The organism is Flavobacterium adhaerens, assembly GCF_040045115.1.
GTDB lineage: Bacteria > Bacteroidota > Bacteroidia > Flavobacteriales > Flavobacteriaceae > Flavobacterium > Flavobacterium adhaerens.
The window spans coordinates 171,990-193,442 of record NZ_JBDLZX010000003.1 but is presented as its reverse complement, the minus strand read 5'-3'; the positions used below and the strand labels follow the sequence as shown (position 1 = coordinate 193,442).

The 21,453-nt window shown below is 36.3% G+C and carries 12 protein-coding genes and 1 tRNA gene; 3 read left to right on the top strand and 10 right to left on the bottom strand.

The features are described 5' to 3' along the window. Positions 1 to 669: 669 nt before the first annotated feature. Positions 670 to 6,795 (top strand): RemA C-terminal-like gliding motility protein, encoded by a 6,126-nt coding sequence (locus tag ABEB18_RS05410; protein WP_348798122.1) that lies wholly within the window; start codon positions 670 to 672, stop codon positions 6,793 to 6,795. A 96-nt stretch (positions 6,796 to 6,891) separates the two neighbouring features. On the opposite strand, the gene bioB is transcribed toward ABEB18_RS05410, so the two are convergent. From bioB to ABEB18_RS05395, 3 genes are all read right to left on the bottom strand, one after another. After that, the gene (gene bioB / locus ABEB18_RS05405; RefSeq protein ID WP_348798121.1) at positions 6,892 to 7,977 is read right to left on the bottom strand and encodes a biotin synthase BioB; all 1,086 of its coding nucleotides are present in this window, start codon (positions 7,975 to 7,977) and stop codon (positions 6,892 to 6,894) included. Positions 7,978 to 8,077: 100 nt separating this feature from the next. Continuing rightward, positions 8,078 to 8,515: a hypothetical protein gene (locus tag ABEB18_RS05400; protein WP_348798120.1), complete on the bottom strand. Its 438-nt coding sequence runs from the start codon at positions 8,513 to 8,515 to the stop codon at positions 8,078 to 8,080. 344 nt (positions 8,516 to 8,859) lie between these two features. After that, positions 8,860 to 9,804, bottom strand: a complete 945-nt coding sequence (locus ABEB18_RS05395) for a bifunctional riboflavin kinase/FAD synthetase (RefSeq protein ID WP_348798119.1) — start codon at positions 9,802 to 9,804, stop codon at positions 8,860 to 8,862. A 265-nt stretch (positions 9,805 to 10,069) separates the two neighbouring features. On the opposite strand from ABEB18_RS05395, the gene ABEB18_RS05390 reads away from it, so the two are divergent. Then, positions 10,070 to 12,763 (top strand): reprolysin-like metallopeptidase, encoded by a 2,694-nt coding sequence (locus tag ABEB18_RS05390; protein ID WP_348798118.1) that lies wholly within the window; start codon positions 10,070 to 10,072, stop codon positions 12,761 to 12,763. 65 nt (positions 12,764 to 12,828) lie between these two features. Here the strand turns inward: ABEB18_RS05390 and pth are convergent, their stop codons facing one another. The 3 genes from pth to ABEB18_RS05375 all read right to left on the bottom strand — a co-directional run bounded on the left by pth (position 12,829) and on the right by ABEB18_RS05375 (position 15,400). Next, positions 12,829 to 13,455, bottom strand: a complete 627-nt coding sequence (pth, locus tag ABEB18_RS05385; protein WP_348798117.1) for an aminoacyl-tRNA hydrolase — start codon at positions 13,453 to 13,455, stop codon at positions 12,829 to 12,831. A 300-nt stretch (positions 13,456 to 13,755) separates the two neighbouring features. Next, the gene (locus ABEB18_RS05380) at positions 13,756 to 14,361 is read right to left on the bottom strand and encodes a 50S ribosomal protein L25/general stress protein Ctc (protein ID WP_348798116.1); all 606 of its coding nucleotides are present in this window, start codon (positions 14,359 to 14,361) and stop codon (positions 13,756 to 13,758) included. Between the two features lie 97 nt (positions 14,362 to 14,458). After that, positions 14,459 to 15,400: a ribose-phosphate pyrophosphokinase gene (locus tag ABEB18_RS05375; RefSeq protein WP_348798114.1), complete on the bottom strand. Its 942-nt coding sequence runs from the start codon at positions 15,398 to 15,400 to the stop codon at positions 14,459 to 14,461. A gap of 216 nt (positions 15,401 to 15,616) precedes the next feature. On the opposite strand from ABEB18_RS05375, the gene ABEB18_RS05370 reads away from it, so the two are divergent. Continuing rightward, a tRNA-Leu gene (locus tag ABEB18_RS05370) sits at positions 15,617 to 15,696 on the top strand. Between the two features lie 196 nt (positions 15,697 to 15,892). On the opposite strand, the gene ABEB18_RS05365 is transcribed toward ABEB18_RS05370, so the two are convergent. The 4 genes from ABEB18_RS05365 to ABEB18_RS05350 all read right to left on the bottom strand — a co-directional run bounded on the left by ABEB18_RS05365 (position 15,893) and on the right by ABEB18_RS05350 (position 21,356). Next, positions 15,893 to 17,080: an aldose epimerase family protein gene (locus tag ABEB18_RS05365; protein WP_348798113.1), complete on the bottom strand. Its 1,188-nt coding sequence runs from the start codon at positions 17,078 to 17,080 to the stop codon at positions 15,893 to 15,895. A gap of 300 nt (positions 17,081 to 17,380) precedes the next feature. Then, a complete protein-coding gene (araA, locus tag ABEB18_RS05360; RefSeq protein WP_348798112.1) occupies positions 17,381 to 18,889 on the bottom strand; it encodes an L-arabinose isomerase in 1,509 nt (502 codons plus the stop codon). A 93-nt stretch (positions 18,890 to 18,982) separates the two neighbouring features. Then, a complete protein-coding gene (locus tag ABEB18_RS05355; RefSeq protein WP_348798111.1) occupies positions 18,983 to 19,681 on the bottom strand; it encodes an L-ribulose-5-phosphate 4-epimerase in 699 nt (232 codons plus the stop codon). After that, a complete protein-coding gene (locus ABEB18_RS05350) occupies positions 19,668 to 21,356 on the bottom strand; it encodes a ribulokinase (protein ID WP_348798110.1) in 1,689 nt (562 codons plus the stop codon). Before ABEB18_RS05350 ends, ABEB18_RS05355 begins: the two co-directional genes overlap by 14 nt. Between the last annotated feature and the right edge of the window lie 97 nt (positions 21,357 to 21,453).

Sequence of the window (21,453 nt, the reverse complement as noted above, 5' to 3'; positions counted from 1 at the left end):
GTATCGAAAACAAGAAAATTAGAATTAAAAACGATTCTCGATACCTGTCACTTCGAATGCGGAACGTATCGAGAAGTTTTGTTACATTTCACTATTCAAAATATCGAATAGCCCTTTTTGATAATTTCACCCAACAGCTTATAAATCTTATATTCAAAATAGAGATTAATGTTTTATAAGTAGTTCAAATATAGGGTTTAATGGTTTTTTTGATAAAAAAGAGGGTGATTTTTTAGCTGTAAAACCTCTTTTTTAAATAATTGTTAAAATTACATTTTTTAATATAAAATAGTTTTTTGTCGATGTGAATTGTTTTTTTTAAATAAAATTGTTAAAAACTTATGCAATTCAAAAATGTTACGCCTTTTATTACATCGATTGGTTTTAATTGTATATTTGTTGCATGATTTAATGACAATACCAACTGATTGATTTCAGGTTCATTAGATCAGATAAACAAATTTAATACTAATCCCCCAGAGAGCGTATGGTGAAAATATTACGTACTACAGTTGCTTTTTCTTTGAATAGTAGTGAGAAGAAAGAAGAACAATCATTAAACTTTAGAGAATTCTTATCTGTTTTTTTTAAAATGGACTAGTTTTTTTTTGAGTTTAATGAACTTCTTCGAATGCAAAACCATATTTCTTCTTAAACACTATTAATTCTATGAAATTAAAGATATATTACGCGTTTTTTTTATTGATCCTATTACAAACAAGTGGTTTTGGACAAGGTTCGCAAACATTTACTACTTCTGGAACAAATTCTTTTACTGTTCCAGCTGGGGTAACTTCTCTTACGGTTGAATGTTGGGGTGGCGGTGGAGCTGGTGGAGGAGCAAATGGAATCAACGGTACAAATAGAGCTGGAGGCGGTGGCGGAGGCGGTGCGTATACTAAGAATACGGCTGTAAGTGTTACTCCAGGACAAGTTATTACTTTTACGGTAGGTGCTGGGGGTACAGGGGTGACTTCTAATGATTCAAGTTTAGGTCTTGGTAATGGAAACGATGGAACAGCGTCTTCTTTTTTAACGGTAACTGCTACTGGAGGAAAAGGTGGAAAGGAAGGAAATTCAAGTAATAATAACGGTTCCGGAGGAGCTGGAGGGACAGGAGGTACTTATGATGGAGGATCTGGACAGAATGCTTCTAGTGGAAATGCAGGAGGTGGCGGAGGTAGTGCCGGTACAGCTTCAAGTGGATCTACTGGTACGTTGAACGGTGTAGCTGCTGTAACTGGTGGTGGAGCTGGGGCAGCAGGGAAAGATAATGGTAAAGGTAATGGTACAAACGCAACAGAATTAGGCGGAGGTGGTGGTGGTGCCCGTATGAATGGGGATAATAATAATTATAAAGGAGGTGATGGTTATAAAGGAAAAGTAGTAATTAGCTGGACATGCTCAACAATAACACCAACGACTCAAATTGGTACCCAAACATTTTGTACTGATAATGGAACTACATTTACTTCTGGAAATGCAAATGCAGGACAGTATGTTTTGGTTAATGTAGTTAAAGGGTTTAAATATACTTTTTCTGTAGGCAATGCCTTTTCTGGTTTCAGCGAAAATATAACCATTTTAGATGCTTCAAATAATGCTAGTGTATCTCCTGCTACTTCAGCAACGGGAGCGAGTGGTGCAACAATAACCGATTGGAGTTCTTCTCTTTCGGGTCAGATTAAAGTTGTTTTGTCTGCAGGAGGATGTTCTAGCAACAACGGAACAGGCGGTTACTCAGGAATAACAGTGACACAAACAGCAATTGGTAATAATCTGGATAGTCAGGCTGCTTATGGGACAAACACATGGGTAGGTCATGTTTATAATGCCGGTAATGCAACACCAACAATAAATACGGCTAACTATGTAGGGTATTATACGATAAATTCAGAAACTATATCTGAAGGTTTTGGTGGAAATGATGCTTGTTTTCCAGTCTTGTCAAATGGAGTGCAACGTGCAAGTATCTATACCGAAGGATTTGCTGTTATTTACAAAATGAAAACCAATAAAAATGGTTGTCATTTGATTACTATAAATGGAGACGATGGTGTACTCTTAAAATTAAACGGAGTAACTATTTTTGATCGTTGGGTAGAACAAAGTAATTCTATCTATAGTAATGTATTGGTTAATCTAGATGGTGATGATGATTTAACCTTAGAGTATTATGAGAATGGGGGACATAATGTGGTTGGGTTTTCAATGACGCCTTTTAATTCCTCTACTAACACTATTACTGCCTCAAGTAGTTGTAAGTTAAACAATAATAATTTGTTGTTGGATGGGTCTTCTTATTTGGTAAGAGGAGTGACAAATCCTTACTTGACATTTCAATGGCAAGTGTCAACAGATAATTCAACTTGGTCAGATATTGCTTCTGCAACTGCTGAAGATTATACCATTACATCCAATTTAACAGCTACTACCTATTACAGGAGAATTGTAAAAGGAAGTCAAAGTTATAATAATGGTTGTTCAGTAATTAGTGCTAGTGTAACTGTAAATGTAGCTCCTTCAGTTCCAGGAACTATCTCGGGAGCTAATCCACAATGTTCTTCGGTTACGGGTCAAGTATATTCTATTGCAGCAGTAAGCGGAGCAACAAGTTATACCTGGACAGTACCAACAGGATGGACTATTACGTCAGGGCAAGGTACTACAAGTATTACAGTTTCAACAGGGGCATCTGCCCAAACCGGAAATATTCAAGTAAATGCGGTTAATGGATGTGGAACGACTTATGCAACTGGAGAAGGAAATGGTTATAAGTGGGTAGTAATAAACTCAGTTCCATCAGCTCCAGGTACAGCTACTCCAGATACGCCAACATGTACTAGTTTCGTCGCTAAATGGTCTTATACTGCTAATGCTACAAAGTATTTTTTAGATGTATCAACTAGTGATGTTTTTTCTTCTTATGTAATAAATAACTTAGATGTTGGTAATAATTTGCAATATACAGTAACTGGGTTAAATCCTGCATCTACTTATTATTATAGAGTTCGAGCTTATAATAATTGTGGAACGAGTACTAATTCAAATAGAATGAATTTTTCTACTTCTCCAGTACCATCAGGAGTTCCAGTAGCTACAACTGTTAGTAACAGACAATGTTATGGTTTGCAATTAAATTGGAATACTGTGGTTAATGCAACAGGTTATTATGTTGATATTGCTACGGATGATATGTTTACAAATTTTGTTCCGAACTATAATAATTTTTATGTTTCTGGAAATAATGGTCATACCTGGGCAGAGCCTTTACCTTCGGGCACTCTGTATTATAGAGTTCGAGCAACAAATAATTGTGTAACTACAGGGAATTCTAATTTTGTTTCGTTTAGTACAACAGCACCATTAGGAGGTACAATTTCATCTGCACAAACTATATGTTCAGGGACTTCACCTGTAGCTTTGACTTTATCAGGAAATACAACAGCGGGATCAGAAATTACTAGGTGGGAGAAAGCAAGTGATGCTGCTTTTACATCTAATGTCGTGCAAATTACAGAAACATCTAATGTATTATCTTCTTCTAAAATTGGAAACCTAACATCGAACACTTATTTTAGAGCAAGAGTAGAAATAACATCTATAGGATGTGTTACGTATTCAACACCTGTCTTAATCACTATAGGTTCAATCCAAGCGCCAACTATCAGTAGTATAACCCAACCAACTTGTTCAACAGCAACGGGAAGTTTTACGATTACCAATTATAACGCTTCCTATACTTATACCATAAATCCGTCAATAGGTGTAACTCAATCTGGTGCAACGGTTACAGCTCCAGCAGGTAATTATACAATTACAGCTTCGGCAACTAGTTGTGGCAATTCTACTGGAACAAATTTTATTATTGATAGTCAACCAACTGTTACTGCTAATGCTGGTAATGCTTTAGCAGCAATTTGTACTGGTGAAACTTCAGCTCAAATGGGGGGATCAGTTGGAGGAACTGCAACTGGCGGAACATGGTCTGGTGGAACGGGGACATGGATTAACGCTAATAACCCAGATACAGCAACTTATACAGCGGGTACGAATGAATCAGGTATAATAGAATTAACTTTAACCACTACAGGTGGGGCTTGTAATGCTGTTTCGGTTGTTAAAAATATTACCGTAAACTCCTTCCCATCAGCAGCAGGAGCAATTTCGGGATCTTCAACAGTTTATAAGGGCGATTCAAATGTTTCTTATTCGGTTCCAGTTATAGCCAATGCTACATCGTATGTTTGGACATATTCAGGATCTGGTGTAACGATTACAAACGGCACAACAAATTCGCCTACGCTTTCGTTTTCATACGGAGCCACTTCAGGAGATTTGGCGGTAAAAGGAGTAAATGCCTGTGGCGATGGTGCAGTTGCTGTGTTGGCTATAACGGTTGATAACCCGATAGCTTCATCTCCATCAGTAGGAGGTAGTTTACATGTTTGTCAAGGCGAAAAAGGTGTTGTGTATTCTATTTCTGATGATGTTGAGACTTATGAATGGACAGTGCCTTCGGGAGCTACCATTGTGTCGGGAGCTAATACAAAATCCATTACTGTTGATTATTCTTCCACAGCGGTTACAGGGAATCTAACGGTTGTAGGTAAAAATAGTGGTGTTACTATTTTAAGTGGTGGTGTAACGATTACTGTAAACCCCAATTCAGGAGTAATTTCGTTAAACGGTTCGACACCTTCGGGAGAAGTAGTTAGTTATTGTCCATCAAATAAAGCCATTTTTACAATTCCGGATATTCTTGGAGTATCGAGTTACACTTGGGTAGTTCCAAGTGGATGGAAAACAGAAAGCGGAGTTGCCATTACAGCTCCAGTTGTGACAACAGAACCTGAATTAACAGTAATTACAGGAAGTAGTGCTGAAAACGGAACGGTTTCGGTAACGGGTGATTCGTTTTGTCCGAGTAATTTGATGGTTACTTTAGATTTAGTTACTCCAAATACACCAGCATCTTCACAAGTAAACCCAACTTGTACAGCCAAAGGAGAGGTAACTGTTACGACTCCAGTTGCAGGAACAACTTACACCCTTACAGGAAGTAGCGCACCAGTGGCAAGTTATACAGATACAAATACAACAGGAGCGTTTGTAAATCTTGAAGCGGGAGATTATATCCTTAGTTCACAAGTAGGAGCAGGATGTGTTTCGCTACCAAACTCTATAACAATTACGGCATTAGGGACTAATACTTGGGATGGTTCTGCGTGGTCTGATGGAACAGCGATAACGCCAAACAAGAAAATTATTTTAGATGGAGATGGAACAGTATCAGTAGATGTTGAAGGTTGTTCATGTGAAGTTAAAGCTGGAAAAACAATAACTATTGCTTCGGACAAAGTATTCAAACTTCAAAATGAGTTAACAGTATTAGGAACATTAACTTTCGAGAATGGTGCTAGTTTGGTTCAGGTAAATGACAATGCCGTAAACTCAGGAACTATTACTTACAAACGTACTAGTTCGGAAGTAAATCAAGAAGATTATATCTACTGGAGTTCACCAGTTGCAGATCAACAATTAGGCTCTCTTTCTGATAGCGGCAAATATTATAGTTGGTATGTAAGTAATTGGGCTACGGCAAGTAACACAACGGTTATGAAGCCGGCCAAAGGGTATATTGTTCGTGTTCCAACAACTACGGTAAATGGCACAAAACAAGATGTAACATTTGCAGGAGAACCTAATAATGGAGAGCAAAAGATCGCTTCACAAGGGATTAATAAAAATAACTTGATTGGTAATCCGTATCCATCGGCTATTGATGCGTTGCAGTTTTTGATAGATAACCAGTCAATAATTGGAGGTTCATTGAATTTCTGGACTCATAACACGCCTAAGACAGCTGTTGGTGCAGGGGATGTTTTTGTGTATTCATCCAGTGATTATGCTTCTTATAATGCAACAGGAGGGACTACGGCCAAATCAGGAGGAGCGAAACCTGATGGAATTATTGCTGCGGGTCAATCTTTTATGGTAAGAAGTACAGGTACGGGAGATTTTGTTTTCAATAATGCGTTGCGAGTTAGCGATTCAGGAAGCAATACTACTTTCTACAAGCAAACCAAAACCAAGAAAACAGCCGTAGTAGAGGCGAATAGAGTTTGGCTGAATTTGAGTAATGCTCAAGGTGCTTTCAAACAATTATTGGTTGGTTATGTAGAAGGAGCTACCAATGGTGATGATAATTTGTATGATGGAGTTACGCTTAACGGAAATACCTATGTTGATTTTTATAGTATTGGCAATGCTAAGAATTATACGGTTCAGGGTCGTGGTTTACCGTTTAATACAGAAGATATTGTACCATTGGGTTACAAAACCACTATCGAGGGAACTTTTCAAATCAGTATCGATGAAGTGGATGGCGCTCTAAAGAACCAAGATGTGTATCTAGAAGATAAAACCACCAATACGACTCATAATTTGAAGAATGGTTCGTATTCGTTTACCACAGCCATCGGAACCTTTACCGATCGTTTTGTGTTGAAATACACCGATTCTAAAACCTCATTGGGAACAGATGACAACCAAACAAGTGAGAAAGGATTATTTGTATCGGTAAAAAACCATACGATTAAGATTAATTCATTTGATCAATTAGCAACAGCTGTAAAAGTGTATGACCTAAAAGGCAGTTTGTTGTACGAAAAGAATAAAATCGATACCAACGAATACACCATCGAACATTTAAATGCTGCAGACCAAGTAATGATTGTGATGGTACAATTAGAAAATGGCAAATGGTCTAGTAAAGAGATAATTTTTCATTAGTAAATTTTCAAAAAAATAAATACCCTTTAAACCCCAATTAAAAAGCCCGTTTCATATTTAGAATACGGGCTTTACTATTTATAAAAGTTTAACTTTTTATTTTCCTTTTATTGAAAGTTCGATATTTTTTTCGATAGTATGATTTGGACGTGTCCATTTAGGTTTTTCTCCTAAAGATTCAAATTGAGAATCTGCAGCTTCAACACTAGCTCTTTGAGGTGCTTTTTTAAATGGTTTTTGAGGTTTTAAACCCAGTAAATCAAACATTTTCATGTCTTCGTTTACATCAGGATTAGGAGTTGTCAGCAATTTGTCTCCTGCAAAAATAGAATTGGCACCAGCAAAGAAACACATAGCTTGACCTTCACGGCTCATATTGGTTCTTCCGGCAGATAAACGAACTTGTGTGTGTGGCATTACGATTCTAGTAGTAGCTACCATTCGGATCATTTCCCAAATTTCTACTGGTTTTTCGTCTTGCATCGGGGTACCTTCAACAGCGACTAGGGCATTGATAGGCACCGATTCTGGTTGTGGGTTTAAGGTAGCAAGAGCAACAAGCATTCCAGCTCTATCTTCGATACTTTCTCCCATTCCGATAATACCACCACTACAAACTGTAACATTCGTTTTACGAACGTTTTCGATAGTTTGCAAACGATCTTCAAATGCTCGAGTAGAAATGACTTCTTTATAATAATCTTCAGAACTGTCTAAGTTGTGGTTGTATGCATATAGACCTGCTTCGGCAAGACGTTGTGCCTGGTTTTCGGTAAGCATACCAAGGGTACAACAAACTTCCATATCCATTTTATTGATGGTACGGACCATTTCTAAAACCTGATCAAATTCTTGTCCGTCTTTTACATTTCGCCATGCAGCTCCCATACAAACACGAGACGAACCACCTGATTTAGCTCTAAGCGCTTGCGCTTTTACTTGGCTTACAGACATCAAATCATTTCCTTCAACACCTGTGTTGTATCTAGCCGCTTGGGGGCAATACCCACAATCTTCTGAACATCCACCTGTTTTTATTGATACCAAAGTCGATACCTGAACTACGTTAGGATCATGATGTTCTCTATGTATAGTGGCTGCTTCGAAAAGCAAATCCATTAGAGGTTTATTATAAATAGAAATAATTTCTTCCTTTGTCCAGTCGTGTTTTGTGATACTCATTGATCCTATATTTTGATGGGTCAAAAGTAAACAAATTGTTATAAACAAGCAACGAACTAGTCTTAAAATGCCTTATGTCATTGCTTGCTTGAGATGTAGGTTAGTCAGTCACAAATTTATTGTTGTAATACAACATTAAGAACATGGTAACTACTACCGATGAGGCTACACCTTCAAAGAATAAGGAAAAACAATATTCATTTATAGAGGGATGTCCGCCAAATAAGAATGATTCTGATAAAGTATTGATGTAGGTATCACCACCCTTCATATAGCTGTAGGCCATTAGACCTGCTACAGACAGGAATACTCCAACTAATGAGGTAGTTAATGCGGCCTTGATATTGGTCATAAAATTGATGTCTCCTTTGGCAATTCTAGATTGTATGGTATCGGAAACAGCATAAACAACAAATACTGTATTGAATAGTCTCAAATAGAACAGATGAGATAAACCTAATAGTTCCATCAATAGAAAATAAGTCCCTATTGATATAAAAATGAAATACCCATTTTTAATTTCTTTTTTTACTTTCATGACAAACAATTTTAAAATGTTAGTATTCTTAAGTTATAACAATGTAGGCTAACCTAAATTTACAAAAAAATAAAACATAATACGCAATCGTTTGAAAATTAATGTTTTGTGAGTTAATTTTTATAAAAAAAACTCAATAAAGAATCTTGTCTTGAAGATTCGGGACTTGAACGGTAAGTTGTTGATTTTTGGGTTTTGGAAAGACGTAATTTTTGTTTTTTTACAACACATTTCAATTTAAATAACTTATTTACAACAATTTATTGTAAAAAAAGAGTCGAAAGAAGTGAAGTTTATTTTTAATTCAAAAATATTATTAAACAATTTCTTAAAAAAAATAATTTTTAACGATTTGTAAAATAAGTTAGAGCAGTATTTCTGTCTTTCTCTAATTGCAGTTTTAGTTGGTCTATCGAATCGAATTTTTGTTCATCTCTAATTCTTTGCATGATTTCGACCGTAATTTTTTGGTCGTATAAGTCTGCATCAAAATTAAAATAATTGATTTCGATGGTTTGGTTTGTGCCTCCTACTGTAGGGTTAAAACCAATATTCATCATTCCAAAAACCGTAACCGATTCTATAATGCTCTTTACAATGTAAACTCCATTTGGAGGAATTAATTTAAAATTTTCAGCTATTTTTAGGTTGGCTGTCGGGAATCCAATGGTTCTGCCTAGTTGTTTTCCTTTGACGATAACACCGGTAAGTGAATAATTATAGCCTAAGTATTCATTGGCCAAGGTTATATTGCCATCTGCTAATGCATTTCGGATTTTTGTAGAACTAACTGAAACTTCTTTTATTTCTTGAGCTGTAATTTCTTCAACTTCAAAGTCGTATTGTTGGCCAAACGTTTTTAAATTATCGATGTTGGCAGTTCGATTACGACCAAAACGATGGTCGTGTCCAATGATTATTTTGTGAATGTGAAATTGATCGACAAGTATATTTTTTACAAATTCCTCCGCAGTTAATCTCGAAAAATTGGAGTCAAAAGGATGTATGATTAAGTTTTGAATTCCAATTTTATCAAATAATGCTATTTTTTCGTCAATTGTATTAAGCATTTTGATATCTGATCCTTCTTGCAGTACCATTCTTGGATGTGGAAAAAAAGTAAGTACAACACTTTCAAATTTTCCGTTTTGTGTATTTTGCGTTACTTTTTCCAGAATTTTTTTATGTCCAAAATGAACACCATCAAAAGTTCCTAATGTAAGAATTGTTTTTTGTATTGGTTTTCCTGTTGTTAGCTGGAAATCATTTATGGAATGAAAAATCTTCAAAGCTAGAATTTTAATTTTTTGCAAATTTAGAGTATCTATTTTAAAAAGCGGTATTTGAACTTTCTATTTTTATAAATAATGAGCATTAAATGGTTGGATTTTTTTATGTGCTTATGGTGTTTTATGGCTTTTTGATTTGCTTTGTTAACAGTAATTTTTTCTGAAAACTAACGCATTCCGTTACAAATGGATTAATTTTGTTTGTTGTTTAGGTTTTGTTAGCTAACAAAACATTCACTAATTCCAAATTTACAACTTGCTGCATATGAATAAATTGTTTTTTTGTTTGTGTTTTTTTGTCGTAAACTTTGCTGTATTTTCTCAATCGAATTCTCTGTGGAAAGAGGTTTCGGTTACCCAAAAAAATCTTTCTGATTCCAAAAATGATACTTCTAATTCTCAATCCGAGCGATTGTATTCGTTAAATTTTGAGCGACTTAACGAGTTGCTCCAAAATTTGCAGTCTAATAATGCAAATTCTGTTTTGATTGAAATTCCGAATACTCAAGGAATTATTGAGCAATTTACTGTTGTAGAATCTTCTAATTTTGATGCAACATTGCAAGCCCAATTTCCAGCTATTAGAGCATATAGTGGTGTCGGAATTACCGATGCTAATGCTGTGATTCATTTTAGCACTTCACCACAAGGAATGAAAACGATGGTCTTGAGAGGTGATAGTGGCTCTGAGTTTATCGATCCATTGTCTGTAGATAAATCAATCTATGTAGTTTCAAGATCCAAGACTCGAAAGAAAGGAGAGTTGGGGCTTAATTGTAAAACTGTTGATTTTGCTGTAAATAAAGAGTTGACTCAAAAAGTGGGTCAAACAAAAGCGAGTAATGCTGTATTCAAAACCCTGCGTTTGGCTTTGTCCTGTACAGGGGAATATGCCCAGTATTTTGGAGGTACCAAAGAATTGGCTTTGGCTGGAATGAATGCTACAATGACCAGGGTTAATGGTGTTTTTAATAGAGATTTGGCTGTGAAATTAATACTCATTGCCAATCAATCGGCTATTATCTATACTAACCCAGCAGCCGATCCTTATTCAGATGCAGAAGAAGGTGTAGGTGATGAGTATGGAGGGACATGGAATTCAGAATTACAAACTACGCTTACTTCAGTAATTGGAAATGGGAATTATGATATCGGGCATTTATTTGGTGCTTCTGGAGGTGGTGGCGATGCAGGTTGTATAGGTTGTGTTTGTGTTAATCCTACGACTTCAGTTCCAAACGGTAAAGGAAGTGCTTTTACATCACCATCAAACGACGTACCCGAAGGCGATGCATTTGATATTGATTTTGTGGCACACGAAATGGCACATCAATTAGGAGCTAATCATACTTTCTCATTCGATGTTGAAGGAACTGGTGTAAGTGTGGAGCCTGGGAGTGGTTCTACCATTATGGGGTATGCGGGTATCACAGATTATAATGTTCAGAATAGTTCGGATGATTATTTTGCGTATGCCAGTATCAAGCAGATTCAGGATAACCTAGCCACCAAAAGTTGTCCGGTAAGTACTTCAATGACTTCTCAAACACCAAGCGCAAGTGCGGGTAACGATTATACGATTCCAAAAGGAACAGCTTTTGTGTTAAAAGGAACAGCTAATGATCCCAATGGTGATACGATGACCTATTGTTGGGAGCAAAATGATTCGGCTACTTATTTACAGACTCAGGACAATAGTCTTGCTTATGCGTCTAAGCCAAATGGCCCACTTTTTAGATCTTTTATGCCAAATAGCGTAACTAATCGTTATTTCCCTGCTCTTGAACGAGTTTTGGTTGGACAATTGAGTGCTAGCTGGGAATCGGTCTCTAATGTAAGCAGAAATCTTAATTTTGTGTTTACTGCTAGAGATAATGCTGCTTCAGGATTGGCTCAAACGAGTTCCGATGGTATGGTTATTACTGTAGATAGTTCAAAAGGACCTTTTGAAGTAACTTCTCAAAATAGCTCTAGCGAAAATTGGATTTTAGGTTCTTTGCAAACCATTACTTGGAACGTGAATAATACCAATACTTTATCTGGTGCTTCTTATGTCAATATTAGATTGTCAACAGATGGAGGTGTGACTTTTCCAACTTATTTGGCAACAAATACTCTTAATGATGGGTCAGAAGTTGTAACAACTCCGCTTACAGCTGCAAAAAATTGTAGAATCCTTATAGAACCTACAGCTAATGTTTTTTATGCTGTAAACAGTTCTAATTTTGCTATAGGTTATAGTGTTGAAACAAATTGTAATACTTATGAATTCTCAACGCCATATACAATACCGGAATCGCTAACGTATGCCGAGAGTACAATCGTAATTCCGGCTACAGCAACATCTTCTGAGATGTCTGATGTTAATTTTAATGTCACTTTTACACACGAGTATATTTCGGATGTTCAAATTGAAGTGGTTAGTCCAAGTGGAACTACTGTCAAGTTATTTGATAATTCGTGTAGTAACAATAGTGGTAGTATGATTTTGACCTATGATGATTTGGGGACGTCATTGGGTTGTGGGGTAACGACCAAACAAGTTGTTGTACCAGCGACTGTTTTGTCTGCTTTTAATGGCGAAAATCCGCAAGGCACTTGGAAATTGCGTTATCGAGATATCGGGGTTGGGGATTCAGGAACCATTGATGCTGCTTCTATCGAAATTTGTTCAAGTATTTATACCACTTTGAGTGTTCAGGATAATCAAGCTACACGTTTTTTGCTGTCACCCAACCCGAATAAGGGTAAATTTACAGTGTTATTCAACAGTATGAGTGCAAATGAGGTGTTGATTTATGTTACTGATTTATCTGGGCGTAGAGTGTATCAAAGGAGTGTGAAAAATACGGGTCAAATTAATGAAGTAGTAGAGCTGTTAAATACCGCAACAGGAACTTATATTGTAACTATTGTGGATGGTGATCGAAAAGAGAACGCCAAAATTATCATTCAGTAATCATTCGTAATAGTAGTAAAATAACAAGGTTCGCAAAAGTATTATAAAGTTTTGCGAACCTTTTTTTATTTTCCGTTAAAAGAGGTCATCGTGTTTTCGAGACCAGCTGTGCCAAATGATTTTATAATTTCGGAAGCAAGTTCAAGTCTTTCTGGGAGTTTTGCTTTTTCGGTGTCGTCCCATTCGCCAAGAACGTAATTTACTTGTTGTCCTTTTTTGAACTCGTCACTGATGCCAAATCTAAAACGAGGATATTCTTGTGAGTTCAAGATTTGATTTATGTTTTTCAGTCCGTTATGACCGCCATCACTTCCTTTTTTTCGGATGCGGATGGCTCCAAAGGGAAGGTTCAAATCGTCGGTGATGATAAGGATGTTTTCCTGTGGGATGTTTTCTTTGTCCATCCAGAATTTTACTGCTTTTCCGCTCAAATTCATGTAAGTATTGGGCTTTAGGAGCAGAAAGGTTCTTCCTTTGAATTTGTATTCTGCCAATGCGCCTAATTTAACTGTCTCAAATGAGATTGCTTCTTTTTGTGCAATAAAATCTAGGACTTTGAATCCGATGTTGTGTCTTGTGTTCACGTATTCGGCTCCGATATTGCCGAGTCCTACGATTAAATATTTTTTCATATCCTGTGTATTCGGTTCTGTTTTTGGTGATAAAAACAGTTTTTGTATCCATTTTATCATGCTGCAAAAATAGTTTTTTTTTGAGATTCAAGGTTTAAAGTTTAAGGTTTTGTAAAGCCTAGAATCTTATAGCAATAAGCATTAATGTCTTTGTTAGCTGGTACAAGAATTTGTGACTCAATTAGCCCCGGTAGGAGTGTAAATCCTTGTTTCATGACCCCGATAGCTATCGGGGCCATAAAACAAGATTGAAACGGATGACGGGAAACCCTGTTTACTGAAAGGCCATATCTTTCGCTTCCATTCAAAAAAAAAGCACCAGTTGTGTAACTGATGCTTTTTGTATGGATTGAAAAAATATTATTTTTTCTTTTTTGCAGGAGCTTTTGCTGCTTTTGCTGCTTCTTGAGCCGCTTTCATCGCCGCACGAGAAATCTTCACTTGACAAATTACAGTATTGTCTGGGTGCATGATTTTGAAGTTTGGAGTTGGCACTTTAGTAACGTATAATTTGTTACCCATGTCAAGAGGCGTGATATCAGCTTCAACAAAATCTGGAAGATTTTTTGGTAAAGCTTTTACTTTTAATTTACGGTTGTTCAAACGTAAATCTCCACCTGCCATTACTCCTTTAGAGTTACCAACGATTTTTACAGGCACTTCCATAGTGATTTCTTTGTCATCATGAATTTGGAAGAAGTCAATGTGTAAAATTTTGTCAGATACAGGGTGTACTTGAATGTCTTGTAAAATGGCATTGTATGATGTACCACCTAACTCAATCACAACAGTGTGCGCGTTTGGAGTGTAAACCAAGTTCTTGAATGCTTTTTCTTCTGCTGAGAAATGAACTGCTTGATTTCCTCCGTATAACACGCAAGGAACCGCTCCAGCATTACGTAAGGCTTTAGTCGAAACTTTACCCACGCTTTCTCTTTCTGATCCTTTAATTGTAATCGATTTCATTTTAAAAATTTATAATAGTTATTAATTAAACTCTTTTTTTTTAGTCCTTAATGTTGACTAATCACTAATGACTAATCATCGCTTGGACAAAGAAATTCTACATTAAGAATTTACTACTGATTGAATTGTTGTGATGCACCATGTGCATTACTTCTGCAAAGAGAGGAGCGCAACTCACTACTCTTATTTTATCTGAATGCTTTTTTAATGGGATTGAATCGGTTACGATTAGTTCCAATAATTTAGAATTCTCTATTCTTTCGTATGCGTTTCCAGATAAAATGGCATGTGTACAAATAGCTCTTACGCTTAGGGCTCCTTTTTCGATCATTAAATCGGCGGCTTTTGCCAAAGTTCCTCCAGTATCAATCATGTCATCTACTAGGATTACATTTTTTCCTTTTACTTCACCGATAAGCTCCATTGTTTCGATAACATTGGCTGCTTTTCTTTGTTTGTAACAGATTACTACCTCAGAATTTAAGAATTTAGAATAAGCATATGCTCTTTTAGATCCTCCCATATCTGGTGAAGCAATCATTAAATTTTCTAGACCTAGACTTTCTACGTATGGTAAAAAGATTGTAGAAGCAAAAAGGTGATCTACCGGTTTTTCAAAAAATCCTTGTATTTGATCTGCATGCAGGTCCATTGTCATAACTCTAGTTGCTCCAGCTGCATTTAATAAATTGGCTACCAATTTTGCTCCAATTGGAACTCTTGGTTTGTCTTTTCGGTCTTGTCTTGCCCAGCCAAAGTAAGGAATAACCGCTGTAATGTGTCTTGCAGAAGCTCTTTTTGCCGCATCGATCATTAGCAATAATTCCATCAAATTATCTGCAGTTGGGAATGTAGAGCAAACAATGAATACACGTAAACCTCTGATAGACTCTTCGTAAGAAGGTTGGAATTCACCATCACTATAGGTTGACATTGTGACTTTACCCAAGGGTATGCCATATTCTTTTGCAATTTTCTCTGCAAGATATTCACTTTTTGAACAAGCAAAAATTTTAGCTTCAGGTTCTAGGTGTGACATTTAAATTGTTGTTATGTAGTTAGTTGTGTGTATCGTTTTTAACGAGGTGCAAATTTATAAAATAAATTCCAGTCTGAAAGAAAAAAATAAAGTATTTTTATTAGAATGTTTAAAATTTTTTTATACATTTGCACCGTGTTAAAGGAAAAGATAATTGTTAATAAAAATTGTCTCTTTATTGCGTTTAAATGGCTGTTGTCATTTTATGTCTGCTAAGCCCGGATGGCGGAATTGGTAGACGCGCTGGTCTCAAACACCTGTGGGAAACCGTGCCGGTTCGACTCCGGCTCCGGGTACAAACCTCTTCTGAAAAGAAGAGGTTTTTTTTGTGCTCAACTTTTTGAGAAGATGTATCAAATTGCCGAATGAGTCATTTGGATAAAAAAAACCTCGGAAGAAGTACTCCCGAGGAATTCAAAACCAACCAAGGTCGATTTTTAAACTAGATATCTAACTAATAACCAAATTTTATATATAACTAGTGTTTTTTTATTACTTAACAGAGAACTTAAAAGTAGTTTTGGTTAAGTATTTTTGATTTCTATCTAAAACTGTAGATGGAAAATTCTTTTGATTTGGTGAATCAGGATAATGTTGTGTTTCTAGACAAAGTCCTGTTCTGTGTGCATAAGTACCACCATTTCTCATTGGTAATGTACCGTCTAAGAAGTTTCCAGAGTAAAATTGAATTCCAGGTTGGTCAGTATAAACTTCTAATAATCTTCCGCTTGTTGGGTTATAGGCTGAAGCTGCAAAACGCATTCCTTTGTTTTGATTGTTCAGAGCCCAGCAGTGATCGTAGCCTAAGCCTTTCTTTAATTGATCATTGCTAGCATTGATTTCTTTTCCGATAACTTTTGGTTTTCTAAAATCGAATGGGGTATTGGTAACGTCTGTTAATTCTCCTGTTGGGATTAATGTAGCATCTACAGGAACTAATTTATCAGCATCGATAGTGATTTCGTCATCCAAAATGGTTTTGCTAAAATCACCAGATAAGTTAAAATAAGTATGTTGTGTTAAGTTAACCACAGTTTTCTTATCAGTAGTAGCTTCATAGGAAACGTCTAATGCATTGTCTTTGTTTAGAGTATAGGTTACAAAAACTGTTAAGTTTCCAGGATAACCTTCTTCCATATCTTTGGCTACATATTTCAATTTTAGGGTAGCTACATCACCGCCTTTTGCTTCCTCAGTTGTCCAAACTACTCTGTGAAAACCTTCTGGGCCCCCGTGTAATGCATTTGGTTCGTTGTTGATGGCTAATTTGTATTCTTTTCCATCCAAAGTAAATTTCCCTTTTGCAATACGATTTCCGTATCTTCCAATTAAGGCACCAAAAAATGGATTTGGTTTTTCATATTGTGCTAATGAGTTAAAACCGATAACAACATCCTCAGATTTACCATCTTTGTTAGGTACTTTTAAAGAAGTGATAATTCCACCATAATTAATGATGCTTACTTCCATACCATTTTGGTTTTTCAAAGTATATTGGTCAATTTGAATCCCTTTTTCGGTTTTACCATATTCAGATTTTGAAATCGATACAGGTTCATTTACTGTGGTCTCTTGTGTGGTTTGGGATGCATTATCTTTTTTTTCTCCTTTACACTGGACTGTAATACTTGCTAAACTCAAAATGGAAATTCCAAAAATACAACGTTTTACTATGTTCATATTTATTTATTTTTTGGGTTAATTTTAATTGATAGCACTTTAATTTGAGGACTTATGTTTATAAAAATGTTATGTCGTTTTTATAATCTGCCTTTAAAACAAAACCTACAAGGTCAAAAAAGACCTTGCAGGAAATATAAACTTAAAACGGGACTGTTCAAAAAGGCATAATCTTGTCAAGCTGAACTTGGTTCAGTTTCTTTAGACGTCTGACTATCATTTGTTTTTTTTAGATTCCGAAATAAATTCGGAATGACAAAACATGACTTTTCGGAGAGCCTCGTTGTATGAATTATTTAATTACAATCTTGTTTGAAACAAATGAAAATAAGCTTCATTTGCGTTGATGGTATCTTTGAAATTACGGATAGTTGTATTTTGGTCAATTACCAATAATTCGATACCAGCGATGTCTGCGAAATCTTCCATGAATTCGGTAGTTACCGCTTGGCTGTAAACAGTATGATGTGCTCCACCGGCCAAAATCCATGCTGTTGCTGCAATATCTAAGTTTGGTTTGCAATCCCAAAGTACACGAGCCACAGGTAATTTTGGTAAATCTGCCATTGGTTTTACTGCAGTCACTTCGTTAACGATTAAACGGAAACGAGTTCCCATATCTACCAAAGATACGTTGATAGCATCACCAGCTGGAGAGTTGAATACCAAACGAGCTGGATCTTCTTTACCGCCAATTCCTAATGGGTGTACTTCGCAATTTGGTTTTCCGTCAGCAATAGAAGGACAAATTTCCAACATATGAGATCCTAATACGTATGATTTTTGAGGAGTAAAGTGGTAAGTGTAATCTTCCATGAATGAAGTTCCACCTTCCAATCCGATGTTCATTACTTTCAAAGCACGAACCATAGCAGCTGTTTTCCAGTCACCTTCTCCTCCAAATCCGTAACCGTCTGCCATCAAACGCTGTGTTGCGATTCCTGGAAGTTGTTTCCAAGCTCCAAGATTTTCAAAGGTATCTGTAAATGCTCCAAAACCTCCTTCTTCTAAGAAAGCTCTTAATCCTAATTCAATTTTTGCCGCTTCAACTAAAGAATCTCTTTGTGCTCCACCTTCTTTTAAATCAGCAGTTAAATTATAAGAAGACTCATAAACCGCTAATAAATCAGCCAATTGTTTATCAGTAACTTTTTCGATATGTTTAGTTACATCGGATGAATCGTATCCGTTTACAGACATTCCGAAACGTACTTGTGCTTCAACTTTATCACCTTCAGTAACGGCAACTTCACGCATATTGTCACCAATACGAGCTACTTTTAAGTTTTGCAATTCATTCCATCCAAGAGCAACTCTTGTCCAGTTACCCAATTTTGTAAGCACTCTTTCTTCTTGCCAGTGCCCAACGATTACTTTACGTTTTTTACGTAATCTAGATACCATAAATCCAAATTCTCGATCTCCGTGAGCGGATTGGTTCAAGTTCATGAAATCCATATCGATCGAAGCCCATGGAATTTCAGCATTGTATTGTGTATGCAAGTGGCACAATGGTTTGTTTAAAATAGTCAAACCACCAATCCACATTTTTGCTGGCGAAAAAGTGTGCATCCAAGTGATGATACCAATACAGTTTTTATTTGAATTCGCTTCCAAGCATAAATCCAATACTTGTTTAGGCGATTTCAAAGTGTCTTTAGTAACTACTTTTACGGGTATTTGAGAAGCTTCGTCAAAAGCTTTTCCCATAATAGCTGCATGTTCAGCAACTTTTTTTAATGTTTCTGGTCCGTATAATTCTTGGCTTCCTACTACAAACCAAACTTCTTTTTGAGATATATCTATCATTTTTTATATATGTTTAATCGTTTATTTGTTAAAAGTTTAAGGTTTAAAGTTTCACGTTCCGATAACATGAAACTTTAAACCTTTAACAAAATTTTATTGCCCGTAATACGAATCTTTTCCGTGTTTACGATTGTAATGCTTTTTGATTAAAGAATCTTTCAATCTCGGTGCATTTGGATTTATTTGCAAAGTCAAATACGCCATTTCAGCCACTACTTCCAATACTTTTGAATTGTAAACAGCTTTAGCAGCATTTTTTCCCCAAGCAAATGGTCCGTGGTTTCCAATTAAAACCATTTCTGTTTCTTCGTAATTCAGATTTTTTTCTTTGAAACAATCTAAAATCTGAATTCCAGTATTGTGCTCGTAATTCCCTTCGATCAAGTGGTCTGCCATTGGTGGAGCACAAGGAATGTCTGTTGTTAAATGATCTGCATGAGTGGTTCCAAAAATAGGAATATCTCTTTGCGATTGAGCCCATGCTACTGAATAAGTGGCGTGTGTATGGGCTACACCACCAATGTTTGGCCAGTGTTTGTATAAATACGCATGAGTTTTGGTATCCGAAGATGGACGTAAGTTTCCTTCGACAACATTGTTGTCAAAATCTACAATTACGATATCTTCAGGTTTTAAATCTTCGTAAGGAACACCGCTTGGTTTGATGGCAAAAACACCTCTTTCACGGTCAACGGCACTTACATTTCCAAAAGTATATACTACTAAGTTCAATGCGTTCAACTGCATGTTTGCCTCGTAGCATTCTTGTTTTAAATCTTTATATTGCGACATGTTGTTGTTGTTTTATGGATGGATCAGCATAAGCACTCAATCGGTCGTATGCTAAAAGTAATTTGTTGTATGCTGCTACTTTATCCAATTGTGGCATATATTCGCTTTCAAAAGGACTTCCCATTTTTTGGCTCGCCTCGATAACATTTGGGTAAATTCCAGCAGCTACAGCAGCATAAATGGCAGCTCCCAAAGCTGGTGCTTGGTCTGATAAAGCCACTTTGATTGGTTTATTCAATACGTTTGCCAAAGTTTGCATAATGAATGGTGATTTACGAGCAACACCACCAATTCCGATAACGGTATCGATACGTACTCCTTCTTCTTCAAAACGATCAACGATTTTTTTAGAACCAAAACAGATAGCGTTTACCAATGATTTGAATACGTGAGGCGCTTTTGTTCCTAATGATAAATTAGAGATAGCGCTTTTCAATTCTTGATTTGCATCTGGAGTTCTTCTTCCATTAATCCAGTCTAAGGCAACAGGAATGCTTTCGCTCAAAGGAATTTTCTCAGCTTCAGCAGTTAATTCTTTGATAAGATTATCGCTAATTTCTGCTCTCAATTGTGCTTTTTGTTCTTCGTTTAAAAGGGCAGAAGCAGTTAGTAAATTTTCAGTTGGCCACATCAATAATTCTTTGTACCAAGCCAAAAGATCTCCAAAAGCAGATTGTCCTGCTTCTAAACCAATATAACCTGGGATTACAGATCCATCAACTTGTCCGCAAATTCCTTTAACGGTTTTGCTTCCAATAGATTCTTTAGTGTCAACAATGATATCACAAGTTGAAGTTCCCATTACACGAACCAAAGTATGCTCGTCGATTTTTGCTCCAACAGCTCCAGAGTGAGCATCAAAAGTTCCAACAGCAATAACAGTGTCTGTAGAAAGTCCTAAACGAGTTGCCCATTCTTGGTTCAAGTTACCAGCAACTAAATCTGAAGTATAAGTTTCATCGTATAGATTTCCTCTTAATTGAGCCAAATACGGATCTAATTTTTCTAAAAACTCAACTGGTGGTAATCCGTTCCAGTCTTCATGCCACATCGCTTTGTGTCCTGCTGCACAACGGCTTCTTTTGAAAGACTTTAAATCTTTATTGTCAATCAATAAATACGTCATTAAGTCGCAGTGTTCCATCCAAGTATGTGCAGCTTCTTTTACTGCTTTATCTTCTCTGGCAACGTGTAAAATTTTTGCCCAAAACCATTCAGAGGAATAAATTCCACCTTCGTATTTAGTGAAATCTTCACCACCCCAAGTAGCGGCCAATTCGTTGATTTCGTTAGCTTCGTTGATAGCAGTATGGTCTTTCCATAAAACCATCATGGCATTTGGGTTGTGTTCAAAACCTTTTACCAATGCCAATGGAGTTCCATCTTCGGTAACAGGAATAGGTGATGAACCAGTTGTGTCTATACAGATACTTCTAATAAGTGAAGGATCTACTTTACTGTTTTCAACGACATATTTTATAGTAGTTTCTAATCCTTCGATATGATCTAATGGATGCTGACGAAACTGATTGATAGCAGCATTACAATATTCTTTATTTGCCCAACGCTTGTAATTGCAAACGCTTGAAGATAATTCCTGTCCATTTTCAGTATCAATAAGTACAGCACGAACTGAATCTGATCCATAATCTAATCCTATTACATAATTTTTCATCGCAATTTTTTTTATATAGGTACAAATATAGTATTATTATTTAATAAGTGTATATAAAACACTTAATTTATTTTTATGTCGCAAATACTTAAATTAC

Bases quoted from the DNA above. Each gene is read 5' to 3' on its own strand.
- ABEB18_RS05410 (WP_348798122.1), top strand. From the start codon at position 670: ATGAAATTAAAGATATATTACGCGTTTTTTTTATTGATCCTATTACAA.
- bioB (WP_348798121.1), bottom strand. From the start codon at position 7,977: ATGAGTATCACAAAACACGACTGGACAAAGGAAGAAATTATTTCTATT.
- ABEB18_RS05400 (WP_348798120.1), bottom strand. From the start codon at position 8,515: ATGAAAGTAAAAAAAGAAATTAAAAATGGGTATTTCATTTTTATATCA.
- ABEB18_RS05390 (WP_348798118.1), top strand. From the start codon at position 10,070: ATGAATAAATTGTTTTTTTGTTTGTGTTTTTTTGTCGTAAACTTTGCT.
- pth (WP_348798117.1), bottom strand. From the start codon at position 13,455: ATGATAAAATGGATACAAAAACTGTTTTTATCACCAAAAACAGAACCG.
- ABEB18_RS05380 (WP_348798116.1), bottom strand. From the start codon at position 14,361: ATGAAATCGATTACAATTAAAGGATCAGAAAGAGAAAGCGTGGGTAAA.
- ABEB18_RS05375 (WP_348798114.1), bottom strand. From the start codon at position 15,400: ATGTCACACCTAGAACCTGAAGCTAAAATTTTTGCTTGTTCAAAAAGT.
- ABEB18_RS05365 (WP_348798113.1), bottom strand. From the start codon at position 17,080: ATGAACATAGTAAAACGTTGTATTTTTGGAATTTCCATTTTGAGTTTA.
- araA (WP_348798112.1), bottom strand. From the start codon at position 18,889: ATGATAGATATATCTCAAAAAGAAGTTTGGTTTGTAGTAGGAAGCCAA.
- ABEB18_RS05355 (WP_348798111.1), bottom strand. From the start codon at position 19,681: ATGTCGCAATATAAAGATTTAAAACAAGAATGCTACGAGGCAAACATG.
- ABEB18_RS05350 (WP_348798110.1), bottom strand. From the start codon at position 21,356: ATGAAAAATTATGTAATAGGATTAGATTATGGATCAGATTCAGTTCGT.